Source organism: Nonomuraea sp. NPDC003707, from assembly GCF_053587055.1.
In genome coordinates, this window is the sequence record NZ_JBSFNK010000022.1 from 1 (window position 1) to 15,917 (window position 15,917).

Genomic DNA, 15,917 nt, shown 5'->3' on the forward strand with positions numbered 1-15,917 from the left:
ATGACCTCGCCGCGTTTGATCTCGATCGAGACCTCGCGCAGGGCGGGCGCCTCGGCGCCGGGGTAGGTGAAGGTGATGTCCGTGGCCGTGATGCGGTCGAAGCCGATCGGGGCCGCGGCCGGGCGGGGGCCGGTCAGGCGGCGCTCGGCGTCCTCGCAGAACTCCAGGAAGTCGGTGAAGTAGAGGCCCTGCTCGTAGAGGCTGTTGGTGGCGTACAGGAAACTGCTCAGCGAGCTCTGGCCCGATCTGATCGCCAGGACCGCGGTGCCCGCCACCGCCAGCGGGATCGCGGCCACCGCCAGGAGCACGCCGAGGGCGACGTAGACCAGAGCGGTGCCGAGGCCGCCGAGGGCCTCGCCGACCAGGCGGGCGAAGGTCTGGCGCCGGGCGAGCTTGAGCAGGACGTCCTGCTCGGCCCTGGCCACCGCGTCGTACATGCGCAGCAGGAAGCCGCGCATGGTGAACGAGCGCACCTCGGCCGCGGCCTCGCGCTCGGCCAGCAGCTCCGCGATGATCCACTTGCGGCGGCGGGCCGGGATCAGGCCGTACATGGTCGCGTAGCGCATGCGCGCGCTGCGGACCGCCGCCCAGGCGTCGGGCAGGACGGCGAGCAGCAGCAGCGGCAGGAGCACCGGGTGGAGCAGGCCGAGCACGCCGGCCGCGGCCGCGATGCCGACCGCGGCCGTGACCACGTCGATGGCCGACGACACCACCCAGTCGGCCACGCCCGCGCCCCGCGCCCTGGCGCGTTCGAGGGCGTCGTGGAACTCCGGGTCGTCGTAGGCCACGAGCTCCACCCGGCTGGTCAGCCCGAACAGGCGCTCCTCCGTCAGCCGGGTGATCTGCGGGGTCAGGCGGGACTCCGCCCAGCCCGCGCCCGCCTGAACGGTCGTGCGCAGCACGGCCGCGCCGCCGACCAGGGCGAGGCTGGGCAGCGCGGCCAGCACACGATCGGGGGTGGGGCCCTCGCTGAAGAGGGCGCTGAGGACGCCGGTGGTCGCCAGCAGGCCGAAGGCCGTGAAGACGCCGCCGAGGAGGTTGAGCGTGATCGTGGCCAGGGTGTCGCGCGGGCTCGCGCCCCAGGCCATGCGCATCGCCTGTGCCACGAGCGACGGCAGCCGCCTGGCGATGGTCAGGAAACCGACCTCCGCCATCTTGTCGTTGTGAACATTCCAGGTGGGGGTGGCGATCTCGCCGAGTTCGAGAGGCTCATCCTGCATGCTCTGAGTATGCGTTCGACCACTGACAGTTTTCATTCGGCTGTTCTCCGCGATGGCCAGGGCCCGCACGCCATATCACCGCGATAGGGGCAATCTGGTACCTCTCCCGGAGCCGGAGTGCGTGCATACCGTGGCGGCACCCCCAACTCCCGGAGGAGGCTCCGTGCCCAGACCCCTTCGTCTCGCGCTCTCCCTCTTACTCGGCCTCACGTTCCTGCTCGTCACCGCGCCCGCGCAGGCCGCGGCCCTGGTCAGGGTCGTCAGGTACGACGCGAGCAGGGCGGCCGAGTTCGTGTCCGTGGTGAACCAGGCGGCCCAGCTCTGGAACTCCAGCGTCGTCAACGTCCGGCTCGTCCAGGGAACGCCCGCCGACTTCGTCGTGTACGCCGACAACGGCTGGCCGCGCGCGCTGCCCACCAGCCTGGGCCGCGGCACGGTCTGGATCGGCAGGCAGGCCACCACACAGGGCTACAACCCGCTGCGCATCTCCACCCACGAGATCGGCCACATCCTGGGCCTGCCCGACCGGCGCACCGGGCTGTGCTCCGACCTGATGTCGGGGTCGAGCGCGCCCGTGAGCTGCACCAACGCGAACCCCAGCGCCGCCGAGCGGGCCGAGGTCGACCGCAACTTCGCCGGAAGCGCGCCGGCGGTCGAGTTCGACCGGCTGCACGTCGACCGCTGACCGTCACCGGGCGGCGGAGGGGCCGGGCGGCCCTTCCGTCACCCGCAGGCGTAGCCGGACGGCAGGCGGTTGTAGCCGTCGTCCCCATCGAGCCCTGTACGCGCACCACGTCGTACCCGGTCACCGTTCCTCGACACCGAGCGGGAGTGAGTCCCGCGCAGCGGCACGCCCCGAACGGTCTTGGGCGCACTGGTCCCCCACGTACAACCCTGGGCGGCGCCGCACGTCCCGCGTGCGGTCCGATCCAGAGCGGCAGGCTCCCTGGCGACCTGGCCACACCGACGCGGCCAGAGGCAGCCGGGGAGGCCCCGGCCCATCGCTCCGGTGGAACGGAGGCCCCGAATGCCGACACCGCACCAGCCGTGCCAGATCGCACACGCAACGTACACGCGCCGTTTCAGAATGTCAACGCAAACACTCGCCCAAGCGACCTCATGTACCCGGGAATGCCTTCCTCAACGAACAAGTTCCAAGCCCCACGTCGTCGCCGGCGGCGGCCCAGGTCAGGGTCGCGGACGAGGAGGTGACCGCGGAGGCCGCGGGCGTGCCGGGCGCGGTGGGCGGGGTGGAGTCCCCCTGCCCGTACGTCAGCCCGAACCCGTACGGGAACAGCGGCGTCTTCCCGTCCCCGGAGTTGATCGGCTGCTGGGACGCGCTGCTCATCCAGGTCACCGGCAGCTTGCCGGTCGGCTGGACGGTCCCGAACAGCACGTCCGCCACGCCCTGCCCCTCGGTGCCCGGCAACCAGGCGGCGACCAGCGCGTTCCAGCCGGACAGCTGGGAGGCGACGTCGAGGGGGCGGCCCGAGACCAGCACCACGACGACCGGGACGCCGGACGCGCGCAAGTTCGCGATGGTGTTGAGGTCCACGGCGTCCAGGCCCAGGCTGCCGGGCCGGTCGCCCTGGCCCTCGGCGTACGGCGGCTCGCCGACCACCGCGACGGCGACGCGGTAGGAGGAGTCGATGCCGGTGCCGTCCTGGCTGTAGGTGACGGTCGTGCCGGAGCCCGCGCTGTTCCTGATGCCCTGCAGGATGGTGGTGCCGGGGGTGATGTTGCCGGACGAGCCCTGCCAGGAGATCGTCCAGCCGCCGCTCTGGTAGCCGATGTTGTCCGCGCTCCGGCCCGCCACGAAGATCTTGCCGCTGCGGGCGAGCGGCAGCACGTTGCCGGTGTTCTTCAGCACGACCTGCGACTTGGCGACCGCCTCGCGGGCCAGCGCGCGGTGCGCGGCGCTGCCCACGGTCGAGGTGTACGAGCGGTCCGTCAGCGGCTTCTCGAACAGCCCGAGCTCGAACTTCTTGGTGAGGATGCGCCGTACCGCGTCATCGACCCTGGCCGTGGTCACCCGGCCGGCCTGGACCTCGGCCCGCAGCAGGTCGATGAACTGGCGCCAGGACGTGGGGACCATCACCATGTCGATGCCCGCGTTCACCGCGGTGCGCACGTCGAGCGCGGACGTGCCGGGGGCGCCGTCGATCTGGTCGATGCCGTTCCAGTCGGAGACCACGAACCCGGAGAAGCCCAGCTCGCCCTTGAGCACCGTGGTGATCAGGTACTGCTGTCCGTGCAGCCTGGCGCCGTTCCAGCTGCTGAACGAGATCATCACCGAGCCGACCCCGCGCTCCACCGCGGCCCTGAACGGCGGCAGGTGGATCGCCCGCAGGTCGGCCTCGGACAGCTGGGTGTCGCCCTGGTCCACGCCGCCCGTGGTGCCGCCGTCGCCGACGTAGTGCTTGGCGGTGGCGAGCACGGACGCGGGGCCGTTCAGCGTGGCTCCCTGAAGGCCCGTCACGATCGTGGCCATGGACGAGGGCAGCTCCGGCGTCTCGCCGAACGACTCGTACGTGCGGCCCCACCGGTCGTTGCGCGCCACGCACAGGCAGGGGGCGAAGTCCCAGTCGACGCCGGTGCCCGACACCTCCTCGGCCACCGCCCGGCCGATGCGCTCGACGAGGGCGGGGTCCCGGGTGGCGCCGAGGCCGATGTTGTGCGGGAAGATCGTGGCGCCGGCGACGTTGTTGTGGCCGTGCACGGCGTCCGCCCCGTAGAGGATGGGGATGCGGAGCGGCGTGGCCAGGGCCGCGTTCTGGTATCCGTCGTACATGTCCGCCCAGGACGCGGCCGTGTTGGGCGACGGCGCGGAGCCGCCGCCCGACAGCACCGAGCCGAGCCGGTACGTGGTGACGTCGGAGTTGCCGACCGAGCCGCGTTCGGCCTGGGTCATCTGGCCGAGCTTCTCGTCCAGCGTCATCCTGGACATGAGGTCGGCCACCCGGGTGGGCACCGGAAGGCTCGGGTCCTGGTAGGGGGCGGCCCCATACCAGGACACGGCGGACGCCCGGGGAACGACCAGTCCGGCGGCGACGAGCAGCGGCACGGCCGCCCTGATCGCCCACTGTCTGCTGCTCATGGCACGTCCAGAGGTTGTGGGCCGCATGTGGGAGCGCTCCCATGACTCTAGAACACGCCGGTGCCGCCGCCCAGGGCCCAGCCCGCACCCACAACCCCCAGCAGCGCAAACGAGGTGAAAGTTTCACCCCTGCTTACGGGCGAACGGCGGCGGCGCGGACGGGTCCTGGAGCGGGCCGCTGAGCTGGATGTTGGCGATCACCCAGCGCTCGCCCTGCTTGACCGCGACCAGGGTCAGCCGGAACGAGTCGTTGACCTCGTGCCCTCTGACCGAAGTCCGCTGCTCCTGCACACCGCCCACGATCGCGGTGTCGCCGTGGAGGCGCACCTGCGGGTCGAGGATCTCGAAGTGGTGGTTCTTCAGGTCGCCCCGGTGCCGGCCCGCCCACTGCCGTTTGTCCAGCTTGAACCCCACAGGACCGATTCCGGCGAAGTCGTCGCCGAGGAGGTCGTCGAAGGCGTCCGCGTCACCGTCGAACTCGGCCCGCGCCCAGCGGTGGACGAGGTCGAGCACCTGCTCCTGACTGCTCATGATCTGCCCCTCTCTTAACCGGGGAGAATACCCCCAGTTAAATCTGGCAGATACCGGCGACCGGCACAACCCCAACCGGGGAGTTTTCCCCCATATGCTGGTGAGTGTGATGACCAAGCCCATGCGGGCCGACGCGCGGCGCAACCTGGAGCAGATCCTGCTCGCCGCCCGCGACATGGTCGCCGAACGCGGCCCCGACGTCCCGCTCGACGACATCGCCCGGCGCGCCGGGGTCGGCAGCGCCACGCTCTACCGCCGCTTCCCCGACCGCGACGCCCTGCTCCGCGCGGTCGCGCTCGACGCCCTGACCAGGACGGCCGCCGCGGCCAGGGCGGCGGCCGAGGAGGAGCGCGACCCGTTCGAGGCGCTGGCGCGCTACCTGCGCGCGGCGCTCGAACTACGCGTCTCGGCCGTGCTCCCGGCCCTGCTCGACGCGGTGGACCCGGCGAACGACCCGCTGCTGGCACCCGTGCGCGAGGAGTCCGCCCGCACCATACGCCGGATGATCTCCGACGCCCACGCGGCGGGCACGCTGCCGGAGGGCGTCACGTTCATGGACATCACGACCATGCTCGTACGGATCTCCCGCCCCCTCCCCGGGCCGCTCACGGACGAGGCCAAGCACGCGCTGGCCCGGCGCCACCTGGAGCTGTTCATCCACGGCCTCCGGGCAATGGGGGCGGCGTGAAACTTTCATCGCGGCTTTACCGCCTGTGAGACTGTGCAGATAATATCCGAAGGAAAGCGCTTTCCGACGACCCTTGGAGGCACCCGGCAGACGGAGAGCACTATGCCCTTCACCTCGTTACGCGCCCCACGCTGGACGGCCGTCCTCGTGGCGGCCGCGATCGCCCTACCGTCGATGCGGGCCGTTCCCGCGCAGGCGGTCGCCGCCGACGGACCGACCGGTTTCGCGGCCGTCAACGCCCTCGGCCAGAACGGCACCACCGGCGGCGCCGGCGGCAGGACCGTCACCGCCACGAACGCCGCGCAGTTCCTCGAGTACATCGACAGCCTCGAACCCCTGGTCATCCAGGTGTCGGGCACGATCTCGATCACCAGCAAGCAGGGGGTGCGACCCAACAAGACCATCGTCGGCGTCGGCGCCACCGGCCACATCACCGGCGGCGGGCTGGACTTCTACCGCTCGTACAACGTGATCGTGCGCAACCTCCGCTTCACGAACGCCGAGGACGACGCGGTCAACATCGGCCAGCAGTCCCATCACATCTGGATCGACCACAACACGTTCTCCGGCGCGGTGGACGGGTCCGTGGACATCGTCAGGGGCGCCGACTACGTCACCGTCTCCTGGAACCACTTCGACCATTCCGACAAGTCCATGCTGATCAGCCACTCCGACGGCGCCGCCGGCACGGACGTCGGCCACCTCAAGGTGACCATCCACCACAACTTCTTCGACCACAGCCGCCAGCGGCACCCGCGCATCAGGTTCGGGGAGCCGGTGCACGTCTACAACAACTACTTCCTGGGCAACGAGCTGTACGGGGTGGCCTCCACCGAGAACGCCGGGGCCGTCGTCGAGGGCAACTACTTCGAGAACGTGGCGCACCCGCTCTACTCGGCGAGCGGATACGGCGACAGCGGCCCCGGCCGGGCCGTCCAGCGCAACAACGTCTTCGTCAACTCCGGCACGCCCGAGACCGCCGGATCCGTCGTCGAGCCGGGCACGTACTACGGCTACACGGTCGACCCGCCGCAGAACGTCCCGGCGGCGGTCCGGGCCGGGGCGGGCTACGGCAAGATTCACCCGCCGCGGTCCAACATCCAGATCTTGACTTCCTCCTCCTCGTAGACGAAGGGGAGTTCCCACGGTCACCCGTGGAAGTTCCTGTTTCACCGCCGGTCGCCCGCCCGAGAGGACTCTCGTTGAGGTCTTGCACCAGCTCCACAGGCGTTTTACTTGTCCGCCAGCCCGGCGGCCAAGAGGTTGCGGGCCGCGTTGACGTCCCGGTCGTGGATCGCGCCACAAGCGCAGGCCCATTCCCGGACGTTCAGCGGCATCTCGTCTTGCACGCTCCCGCACGCCGAGCACAGTCTCGAGGAGGGGAACCAGCGGTCCACTGCGACCACGGCCCGCCCATACCAGGCGGCCTTGTCCTCCAGCATCGAGCGGAGTTCCCGCCATGAGGCGTCGGAGATAGCACGGGTGAGCTTGCCGTTCTTGACCATGTTGCGGACTGTGAGGTCCTCGATCACGACCGTTTGGTTCTCGCGGACGAGTCGAGTGGTGAGCTTGTGCAGGAAATCCCGGCGGCGGTCGGCGATCCTGGCATGGATGCGGGCGACCTTGAGCCGGGCCTTGGCCCGGTTCGCGCTCCCCTTGGCCTTGCGGGCGAGCGCCCGCTGGGCCCTGGCCAGCTTGCGCCGGTCGCGGCGTTCGTGGCGGGGATTGACGATCTTCTCTCCGGTGGAGAGCGTGGCCAGGGCGGTGATGCCGGCATCCACCCCCACCGCCTGCTCCACTGGCGCGAGAGGATTGATCGTCTCTTCCACGAGCAGGGAGACGAACCACCGGCCCGCCGCGTCCCGGGAGACGGTGACCGTGGACGGATCGGCGCCCTCCGGCAGCGGACGCGACCAGCGAATGTCGAGCGGCGCGTCCATTTTCGCCAGCGTCAACCGGCCGTTGCGCCAGCGGAAGGCCGAGCGGGTGTACTCGGCCGAGGCCCGCGACTTCTTGCGCGATTTGAACGTCGGGTATTTGGCCCGCTTGGCGAAGAAGTTCGCGAACGCGGCCTGGAGGTGGCGAAGCGCCTGCTGCAACGGGACGGAGGAGACCTGCGAGAGGAAGTCGTATTCGCCGCTGCTTTTCCACGCGGTCAGGGCCGCCGACGACTCCACGTAGGAGACGCGACGCCCTTCGACGGTGTAGGCGCGGGTGCGCTCCTCCAGTGCCTTGTTGTAGACGAGGCGGACGCAGCCGAACGTCCGGGCGAGCTCTTCAGCCTGCTCGGGGGTCGGGTAGAAGCGGTATCGGTAGGCCCGCTTCACGGTCTGCGCCACGGTTCACATTCTAGTACACGATCAGTCACGCATCGTGCACACGTTCGATCCCGCCACGCCATTCCCCTTCCCCTCCTTGCCCTGCCCGATTACACCGCTGACGGCGACAGCCTCGAGCCAGGCGGCGGAACGAGGACGTACCGACCGCGCACCGAGCCCGGCGGCGGGAGGGGCGCCTCGGCGGTACAAGCACAACGGCGATGTGGGCACTACCTCAGCACGGACGCGGCCCGGCGGCTGCACCGGGCGTCATGAGGGCTGCGGCGGCGTTGCTCAACCCCCTTTCCTGACAAGATCCCGCCCTGTATGTTCGATCCGAAAGAAAGTTTCACCCATGGAGGAACGTTGGGCAAGAAGCTTCACATTCTGGCATTACCGATCGCCGCCGCGGCCCTGGCACTGACGGCCGTTCCCGCGCAGGCGGCCGACGGCTATGACCGTTGCCCCACCAACTACTACTGCCTGTTCTCCGGCCTGGACGGCACCGGCGACATCGTCCAGATCCAGAGCAACACCCCCGACCTGGCCGCCCTCAACATGGCCGACCGCGCCAAGTCCGACTGGAACCGCACGGGATCGACCATCCACCTCTACTCGGAGGCGAACTACGGCGGTTGCTCGGCCGTGACCAGTGCCGGCGGGAAGGGCAACTTCTACACCCCGTTCCGCGACTTCTTCAACTCCGTCCGTTTCGACGGCCCGAACGGCCCGTCGTGCTTCCCCCCTGAGGGGGCGACCGTCAAGGCGGCACAGGCCGACTCGCACGGCTGATCACGGCCTCAGCGCCGCCAGAAAGCGGTCGGCCTCCGCGGCGAGCCGCGGCAGGTCGGCCGCCGGGTCGGCGGAGCGGGCCAGCAGCATGCCGCCTTCGCACAACGCACCGAAGACGAGCTGCGCACGCATGGAGAGGCCGCCGTCGGCCGCACACCCAACCGCCGTGTCGCCGTCGGCCTCACGCCCGTTCGCCGCGTCGCTGTTGGGGGGCTGTTCGGCTGCCGCGGCCAGGTGGAGGCCGGCGAGCAGGACCCGTAGCGTGTGGGCGTACTCGATCTCGCGGACCGTCTCCCACCCCAGCACCGACGGCGCGTCAAGAAGGACGATCTGCCGGAATCCCGGGTCGAGGCAGCGCTCGAGGAAGGTGCGGCAGCCGCGCCGCAGCGCCGCCCAGGGGTCGGGCTCCGACAGGGCCGCCCGCTCCAGCGCGGCGGCGACCTCCTCCTGCTCCCCCACGAACGCCGCCCGAAATAGCGCGACTTTTCCGTTGAAGTGGTGGTAGGCCGCACCCTTGGTCACCCCGGCCTCGGCGGCCACCGCATCGATCGACGTGAGCGCGTAACCATGGGCCCCGAACAGCTCCCGCGCGGCCCGCACCAGCCGCCCCGTCGTCTCGTCCGAACGCTCAGCCTGGGTACGGCGGATCATCGTGCTCCCATTGACTTACATACTCGCGGTACGTAACTTCGAAGAACAGTTACGTACCGCCAGTATGAAACATGGAGGTGAGTCGTGTCCCCCTCGTCCCCACCGCGCATCGCCGTCTACGGCGCCACCGGCCACACCGGGCGGCTGGTCGCGGCGGAGCTCAGCGCCCGCGGCAAGGAGGTCATCCTGGCCGGTCGCGACGACGGAGCGCTCAAGGCCCTGTCCGACGAGCTCGGCGGGGTGCCCGTGCACCAGGCCCCGCTGGACGACCCCGCCGCGTTACGCGCGCTCGCGGAGCAGGCGACCGTGCTGATCCACTGCGCGGGCCCGTTCACGCACACCGGCAAGCCCGTCGCCACGGCGGCGGCCGAGGGCGGCTGCCACTACGTGGACCACGCCCTGGAGCAGCACCACACGAAGTGGATGTTCGACACGATGCGGGAGCCCGCGAGGAGAGCGGGCATCACCATGGTCACGGCGATGAGCTTCTACGGCGGGACGGGCGATCTGCTCGCCGCCGCCGTGGCCGACGGCCTGACGGACGTCGAACGGGTGATAGCCGCCTACGCGGTGTCCGGCTGGCGGCTGACCACGGGGGCGAAGCAGACCGCCGAGCTGCTGTTCGCCGACACGCGGCGCATCACCTACGCCGACGGCGAGCAGCACGTCGGCTATGTCGAGCCGCGCAACGCCGTGTTCCCGTTCCCGCCGCCGCTCGGCCCGCGCACGATGATCGCCCCCGTCCCGTTCTCCGAGGTCGTCACGGTCCCCAGGCACGTACGCGCGCGAATTGTCGAGGCGCAGCTCACGGCGGACACGTTCCAGGAGGAGCAGGTGTTCAGCAGCGAGGACGCGGACGCCGACACGCGGGCGGGCTCCGCGTTCACGGTCGCCGCGCAGGTGATCACGGCAGACGGCGGCAGGGCCGGGCAGGTCAGCGGGCGCGACCTGTGGCGCATGAGCGCGCTGACCTCGGTGGAGGCCGCCGTCCGCCTGGCCGCGGACCCGGGGAGCCCCGGCGTGTACGGCCCGGCCGAGGCGTTCCCGGCGGAGCCGTTCCTGCGCGACCTGGAGCGGCTCGGCCTGTTCACCCTCACCCTGCCGAAGAAGCCGGACAAGGAGGAGGAGCGATGATCCTGGTCACGGGCGCGGCCGGCGGACCGCAGGGCTCGACCGGCCGGCACGTCACGAACCTGCTGCTGGAGCGCGGCGAGCCGGTGCGCGCCTTCGTGCACTCCGACGACCACCGGGCCGAGGAGCTGCGCAAGCTCGGGGCCGAGGTGGTGGTGGGCGACCTCAGGGAGATCACGTCGGTGCGGCCCGCCATGCGCGGGATCAGCAGGGCGTTCTTCACCTATCCGGTGACGGCGGGGCTGCTGGACGCGACCGGCGTGTTCGCCGCCGCGGCCAGGGAGGAGGGGGTGGCGCGCGTCGTCGAGGTGTCGCAGCTCGACGCGTCCCCCGGTGCCCTGACGCCGCGCATGCGCCGGCACTGGGTGGCGGAGCAGGTGTTCGACTGGGCCGGGGTGGGCGCGGTGCACCTGCGGGCCGCGGTCTTCTTCGAGAACCTGGCCGTCGCCGCCTCGGGCGGCACGCTGGCGCTCCCGCTGGGGCCGCGCGACACGCGGATCCCGCTGGTCGCGGGCGAGGACGTGGCCAGGGTCGCCGCCGGGCTGCTGCTCGACCCCGGACCCGCCGACCCGGTGTGCCTGGTGACGGGGCAGATGGCGACGATCGGCGAGGCGGCGGACGCGCTCGGGCTCTCGTACGCCGATCTGCCGCCCGAGGAGTGGGAGGCGCGGGCGCCGGGCGTCTACGGCGACCCGTACACGGTCGAGCATCTGACGCACCTGTGGGCGATCTTCCGCCTCATCGGCTCCGGCGACCACCCGCTCTACCGGGTCACCGAGAGCATCGAGCGCTACGGCGGCCGCCCGCCCATGACTCTGGACGAATGGGGAAACCCCCGGCCGAGGAGCGGCCGGGGGTTCCGTGCGGGCGGGGATCAGCCGGTGAAGCCGACCGCCGACCAGTCGTAGTACTTGTAGCCGCGAGCGCCGAAGTTGGCGAGCGTCTTCTTCGTCGCCCAGATCTCCGGACGCTGGTACAGCGGGATGGTGTGCACCAGGTCCCAGATCATCTTGTCGGCGGCGTTCGCCAGTTCGTAGGCCTTGGTCTGGTCCGTCTCGTTCCCCACGGCCTCGATGGCCTTGTCGAGCTCCGGGTCGTTGCTCTTGGGGAAGTTGCTCTCGGAGCCGGTCTTGTAGATCTGCGGCAGGCCGCCGAGCGGCAGCGGCGTGCCGATCCACGTGAACGGCACCAGGTCGAAGTCGCCCTTGATGATGTAGTCGGTGAAGAACTTGTCAAGGGGGACCGGGCGGACCGTGATCTTGATCCCGGCCTCCTTGAGCATGGCCTGCGTGAGCTCGCCCTCCGTCTTCGCGACGGGGGTGTCCGCCGGGATGACGAAGCTCAGGTCGAACTCCTTGCCGTCCTTCTTCCGGTAGTCGCCTTCCTGCTTCCAGCCGGCCGCGTCCAGCAGCTGCTTGGCCTTGTCCAGGTTGTACTTGCCGATGTCGCCGGAGTTGTCGACGTAGGCCTTGTGGTTGTTCATGAAGACGTGGTTGCCGAGCGTCTGCAGCGGCCAGTCCATGTCCTTCAGGTCCGACTGCGTGATCACGTCACGGTTGATCGCGTACGCGACGGCCTGGCGGACGGACTTGTCCTTCAGGAGCGCGCTCTGGTTGTTGACCGTGATGTGCCGCCAGTTGGGGCTGAGCGCCTTGCGGATGTCCGAGTTGGGGACTTCCTTGGCGCGCTTCAGGTCGGCGGGGGCGCCGGCCGCGATGTCCGTGGCGTCGAGCTCGCCGTTGGCGAAGGCGTTCACCGCGGCGGCGGGGTCGCCGATCGTCCGGAAGATGAGCTTGTCGAGCTTGGCCTTCTTGCCCCACCACTTGTCGTCACGCACGAGGGTGAGCGTCTTGGTGCCCTCGTCGATCTTCTCCACCTTGAAGGGGCCCGCGGTGACCGGGATCTTCTGCTTGTAGTCGTTCTCGTACTTGTCCGCGTCGATCATGTGCGCGGCGGGGAGAAGGTGGTTGGTGCCCCGGTTGAACAGACCCTGCCACTCCAGGTACGGCTTGGCGAAGGTGATGACGGCGACCTTGTCGGAGTCACCCTTGGTGACCGACTCGATCTTGTCCCAGCCGTCCGTGGAAGCCGGCTTGTACTTCTTGTCCTTGCCGTTGTTGATCTTCCACGCGGCCTCGAGGTCCTTCCACGTGATCGGCGTGCCGTCCGACCAGTTGGCCTTGTCGTTGAGCGTGTAGGTCACGACCTGCTTGCCCGAGGACGTGTCGCTCTTCACGTCGGTCACGTAGTCAGGGTTCGGCGTGAAGTTGGCCTTGTCGTCGGACAACATCAGCTGCGGCATGATCGGGTCGAGCATGTCCGCGGTGTCGGCCTGGTTGCCGTCGACGTGGTTGATGTTCCACTGGCTGGGCCACTGCCCGATGGGGAGGGTCAGCGTGCCGCCGTCCTTGACCTGGTCGTAGGCGACCGGGTTGATGCTGATCGACGGGGTCTCCGCCATCTGCTGCTGAGCCTGCTGCGACTGCTCGGCACTCGGCTTCTTGGCTGCACCGCCACCTCCGCCACAGGCCGCGACGGCCATGGCCAGGACCGCGATGCCCGCAGCCGCACGGTAACGAACCTTCACTTTTCCTCCTGATCGTCCGAGGCCGTGATGACCTCGATCTCCTCCGCGTAGTGGCAGGCGGCGCCGTGGTCAACGGCGTTCGCGAGCCGAGCAACCGAGGGCTCTTCGTCCACACACCGCCGTCGCTCCGCCTCGCTGAGCAGGGCGAACTTGGGGCAGCGAGTACGGAACCGGCATCCCGATGGCGGGTCGGCCGGGCTGGGCAGGTCGCCTTCGAGCAGGATCCGCTTCCGGGTTCGCTCCATTTCGGGGTCCGGCAGCGGGATCGCCGACAGCAGCGCCTGCGTGTAGGGGTGGGCTGGATGGTCGTAGACGTTCTCGACCGTGCCGATCTCGGCGATCCTGCCGAGGTACATGACAGCGACCCGGTCGGCCAGGTGCCTGACCACCGCCAGGTCGTGGGCCACGAACAGGTACGACAGCCCCAGTCTGTTCTTCAGCTCCTCCAGCAGGTTGATCACACCCGCCTGGATGGAGACGTCGAGCGCCGACACCGGCTCGTCCAGCACCAGCAGTTTCGGCTCCAGCGCGAGCGCACGGGCGATGCCGATGCGCTGGCGCTGGCCGCCGGAGAACTGCTGCGGATAGCGATCGGCGTGCTCCGGCGACAGCCCGACCAGTTGCAGCAGCTCGGCGACCCGGGCGTCCACGTTCTTCCGGCCGTGCGCGCGCAGCGGCTCGGCGATGATGGCGCTGACCGGCATGCGCGGGTCCAGGGCGGCCATCGGGTCCTGGAAGACGATCTGCAGGTCGCGCCTGAGCGCCTTGCGCGCCCCGGAGTCGATCTTGGCGCTGTCCCTGCCGAGCACCACGACCCGCCCGCCCTGCGGCGGCTGGAGCTGCATGATCTGCTGGAGCGTGGTGGTCTTGCCGCAGCCGGACTCGCCGACCAGGGCCAGCGTCTCGCCCTCGGCGATGTCGAAGCTGATGCCGTCCACCGCGAACACGGTGCCGACGCGGCGCTTGAAGACCGCGCCCTTCATCAGCGGGTAGTGCTTGATCATGTCGTCGAGTTCGAGCACCGTGGCGCGCTCGGCGCGCGGCACCCGTACCACGTCACTCGGCGGGATGACCGGCACGGGGAACACGTCGGCCCCGGTCAGGCCCTTGTGCTCGATCTCGTGCGAGCGGATGCACGCCACGTGGCGACCGCCGCCGAAGGGGGTCAGCGGCGGCTCCTCGTCGTCGCACATGTCCACCTTCATCGGGCAGCGCGGCGCGAAGGGGCAGCCCGGCGGCAGCGCCGACGGCGAGGGCGGGTTGCCCTCGATGGGCACGAGCGGCCCCTCCTCGCCGTCGATCCTGGGGATCGAGGCGAGCAGACCCATCGTGTACGGCATGCGCGGCCGGTAGTAGATGTCGTCCACCGGCCCCTGCTCGACCGGCTTGCCCGCGTACATGACCAGCACCCGGTCGGCCATGCCCGCGATGACGCCCAGGTCATGGGTGATCATCACGATGCCGGCGCCCGTCTCCCGCTGCGCGGTCTTGAGCACCTCCAGCACCTGCGCCTGGATGGTCACGTCGAGCGCGGTCGTCGGCTCGTCGCAGATCAGCAGATCGGGGTCGTTGGCGATGGCCATGGCGATCATCGCGCGCTGCCGCATGCCGCCCGAGAACTCGTGCGGGAACGCCTTGGCCCGCAGGTTCGGGTTCGGGATGCCGACCAGGTCGAGCAGCTCGACGGCCCGCTTGGCGGCCTTGTCCTTGCCCATCTTCTGGTGGACGCGCACGGCCTCGGCGATCTGGTCGCCGATCGTGTAGACGGGCGTGAACGCCGACAGCGGATCCTGGAAGATCATGCTGATCGCCTTGCCGCGTACCTTGATCAGCTCGTCCTCGTCCATGCCGAGCAGCTCGCGGTCGTGCAGCTTGACCGAGCCGCTGACCGCGGCGTTGCGCGGCAGCAGGCCCATGACCGCGAGCGAGGTCACGGACTTGCCGGAGCCGGACTCGCCGACGATGCCGAGCACCTCCCCTCGCTCGACCTCGTAGCTGACGCCGCGCACGGCCTCGATGCCACCGGGGAAGGTGACGGTGAGGTCCTTGACCTCCAAGATGCTCACGAGTTGCTCCCCGGGTCGAGTGCGTCACGCAGGCCGTCGCCGATCAGGTTCACGGCGAGCACCATGGCCACCAGCAGGCCGGCCGGGAAGACGAACAGCCATGGATAACCGGTGGCGTTGCGCGAGCCCTCCGCGATCAACGTGCCGAGCGAGACGTCCGGCGGCTGGATGCCGAAGCCGAAGAAGGACAGCGCCGCCTCGCCGATGATCGCGCCACTGACGTTGAGCGTGGCGTCGATGATCAGCAAGGAGGACAGGTTGGGGACGATGTGCCGGAAGATGATCTTCCAGCGCGGGATGCCCATGTAGACGGCGGCCAGGACGTACTCCCGCTCGCGGAGCGCGAGCGTCATGCTCCGCACCACCCGGGAGGTGATCATCCAGGAGAACGCGGCGAGCAGCACCACGAACCACAGCCAGGTGGCGTCCTTCAGCCTCGGCGAGACGATCGCGATGATCAGGAAGCTCGGGAGAACCAGCAGCAGGTCAACCCACCACATGAGCAGCCGATCGGCCCAGCCGCCGAAATATCCGGCGAACGCGCCCACGACCGCGGCCAGTCCGGTGGCGATCAGCGCCACCAGCAGGCCGATGATGATCGACTTCTGCATGCCCCGCAGCGTGACCGCGTACATGTCCTGGCCGATCGAGGTGGTCCCCCACCAGTGGTCGGCATCGGGAGCCGACAGGAAGGCCATGAAGTCCTTGTCCGTCCAGTCGTACGAGCCGAAGTAGGGGCCGACGTACGCCAGCAGGACCAGCGCAAACAGGGCGACGATGCCGTAACGCGCCTGCTTGTTGCGGAACAGGCGCCGCAGGACGACTTTCGAACGCAT

The 15,917-nt window shown here is 69.7% G+C and carries 13 protein-coding genes and 1 pseudogene; 6 read left to right on the forward strand and 8 right to left on the reverse strand.

The genetic code is table 11. The features are described from left to right. A partial coding sequence (locus ACWDRB_RS41700) for an ABC transporter ATP-binding protein (RefSeq protein WP_449903480.1) occupies positions 1 to 1,220 on the reverse strand: 1,220 nt, incomplete at its 3' end. 163 nt (positions 1,221 to 1,383) lie between these two features. Here ACWDRB_RS41700 and ACWDRB_RS41705 point away from each other — a divergent pair. Further along, complete coding sequence (locus tag ACWDRB_RS41705; RefSeq protein ID WP_449903483.1) at positions 1,384 to 1,905, forward strand: snapalysin family zinc-dependent metalloprotease; 522 nt, start codon at positions 1,384 to 1,386, stop codon at positions 1,903 to 1,905. A 432-nt stretch (positions 1,906 to 2,337) separates the two neighbouring features. On the opposite strand, the gene ACWDRB_RS41710 is transcribed toward ACWDRB_RS41705, so the two are convergent. Continuing rightward, positions 2,338 to 4,317 (reverse strand): glycoside hydrolase family 3 protein, encoded by a 1,980-nt coding sequence (locus ACWDRB_RS41710; protein ID WP_449903486.1) that lies wholly within the window; start codon positions 4,315 to 4,317, stop codon positions 2,338 to 2,340. A 123-nt stretch (positions 4,318 to 4,440) separates the two neighbouring features. Continuing rightward, positions 4,441 to 4,848 carry a nuclear transport factor 2 family protein gene (locus ACWDRB_RS41715; RefSeq protein WP_449903488.1) on the reverse strand — a complete coding sequence of 136 codons (408 nt, stop codon included), beginning with the start codon at positions 4,846 to 4,848 and terminating at the stop codon, positions 4,441 to 4,443. 109 nt (positions 4,849 to 4,957) lie between these two features. On the opposite strand from ACWDRB_RS41715, the gene ACWDRB_RS41720 reads away from it, so the two are divergent. Together ACWDRB_RS41720 and ACWDRB_RS41725 are read left to right on the forward strand one after the other, a co-directional pair. Further along, positions 4,958 to 5,536: a TetR/AcrR family transcriptional regulator gene (locus ACWDRB_RS41720; RefSeq protein ID WP_449903813.1), complete on the forward strand. Its 579-nt coding sequence runs from the start codon at positions 4,958 to 4,960 to the stop codon at positions 5,534 to 5,536. A gap of 102 nt (positions 5,537 to 5,638) precedes the next feature. After that, entirely contained in the window at positions 5,639 to 6,664 is a 1,026-nt protein-coding gene (locus ACWDRB_RS41725; RefSeq protein ID WP_449903490.1) for a pectate lyase family protein, read from the forward strand. A 6-nt stretch (positions 6,665 to 6,670) separates the two neighbouring features. On the opposite strand, the pseudogene ACWDRB_RS41730 reads toward ACWDRB_RS41725, so the two are convergent. Next, positions 6,671 to 7,875, reverse strand: a pseudogene (locus tag ACWDRB_RS41730) (RNA-guided endonuclease InsQ/TnpB family protein); the annotation flags it as partial. Positions 7,876 to 8,220: 345 nt separating this feature from the next. Here ACWDRB_RS41730 and ACWDRB_RS41735 point away from each other — a divergent pair. Further along, a complete protein-coding gene (locus ACWDRB_RS41735; protein ID WP_357744110.1) occupies positions 8,221 to 8,646 on the forward strand; it encodes a peptidase inhibitor family I36 protein in 426 nt (141 codons plus the stop codon). Here ACWDRB_RS41735 and ACWDRB_RS41740 read toward each other — a convergent pair whose 3' ends face one another. Beyond that, positions 8,647 to 9,297, reverse strand: coding sequence for a TetR/AcrR family transcriptional regulator (locus ACWDRB_RS41740; protein WP_449903492.1), 651 nt, complete (start codon positions 9,295 to 9,297; stop codon positions 8,647 to 8,649). An 84-nt stretch (positions 9,298 to 9,381) separates the two neighbouring features. Between ACWDRB_RS41740 and ACWDRB_RS41745 the strand changes: the two genes are divergently transcribed. Further along, the gene (locus tag ACWDRB_RS41745; protein ID WP_449903495.1) at positions 9,382 to 10,431 is read left to right on the forward strand and encodes a saccharopine dehydrogenase NADP-binding domain-containing protein; all 1,050 of its coding nucleotides are present in this window, start codon (positions 9,382 to 9,384) and stop codon (positions 10,429 to 10,431) included. Further along, complete coding sequence (locus ACWDRB_RS41750) at positions 10,428 to 11,336, forward strand: NAD(P)H-binding protein (RefSeq protein WP_449903497.1); 909 nt, start codon at positions 10,428 to 10,430, stop codon at positions 11,334 to 11,336. Before ACWDRB_RS41745 ends, ACWDRB_RS41750 begins: the two co-directional genes overlap by 4 nt. Here ACWDRB_RS41750 and ACWDRB_RS41755 read toward each other — a convergent pair. From ACWDRB_RS41755 to ACWDRB_RS41765, 3 genes are read right to left on the reverse strand one after another with little or no spacing between them, the layout of a single operon-like run. Continuing rightward, entirely contained in the window at positions 11,303 to 13,015 is a 1,713-nt protein-coding gene (locus ACWDRB_RS41755; protein WP_449903500.1) for an ABC transporter family substrate-binding protein, read from the reverse strand. The two genes, ACWDRB_RS41750 and ACWDRB_RS41755, sit on opposite strands and share 34 nt — an antisense overlap. After that, a complete protein-coding gene (locus ACWDRB_RS41760; protein ID WP_449903503.1) occupies positions 13,012 to 15,081 on the reverse strand; it encodes an ABC transporter ATP-binding protein in 2,070 nt (689 codons plus the stop codon). The genes ACWDRB_RS41755 and ACWDRB_RS41760 overlap by 4 nt, the downstream gene beginning before the upstream one ends. Next, on the reverse strand, positions 15,078 to 15,917 hold the full coding sequence (locus ACWDRB_RS41765) for an ABC transporter permease (RefSeq protein WP_364255241.1): 840 nt from the start codon (positions 15,915 to 15,917) through the stop codon (positions 15,078 to 15,080). The genes ACWDRB_RS41760 and ACWDRB_RS41765 overlap by 4 nt, the downstream gene beginning before the upstream one ends.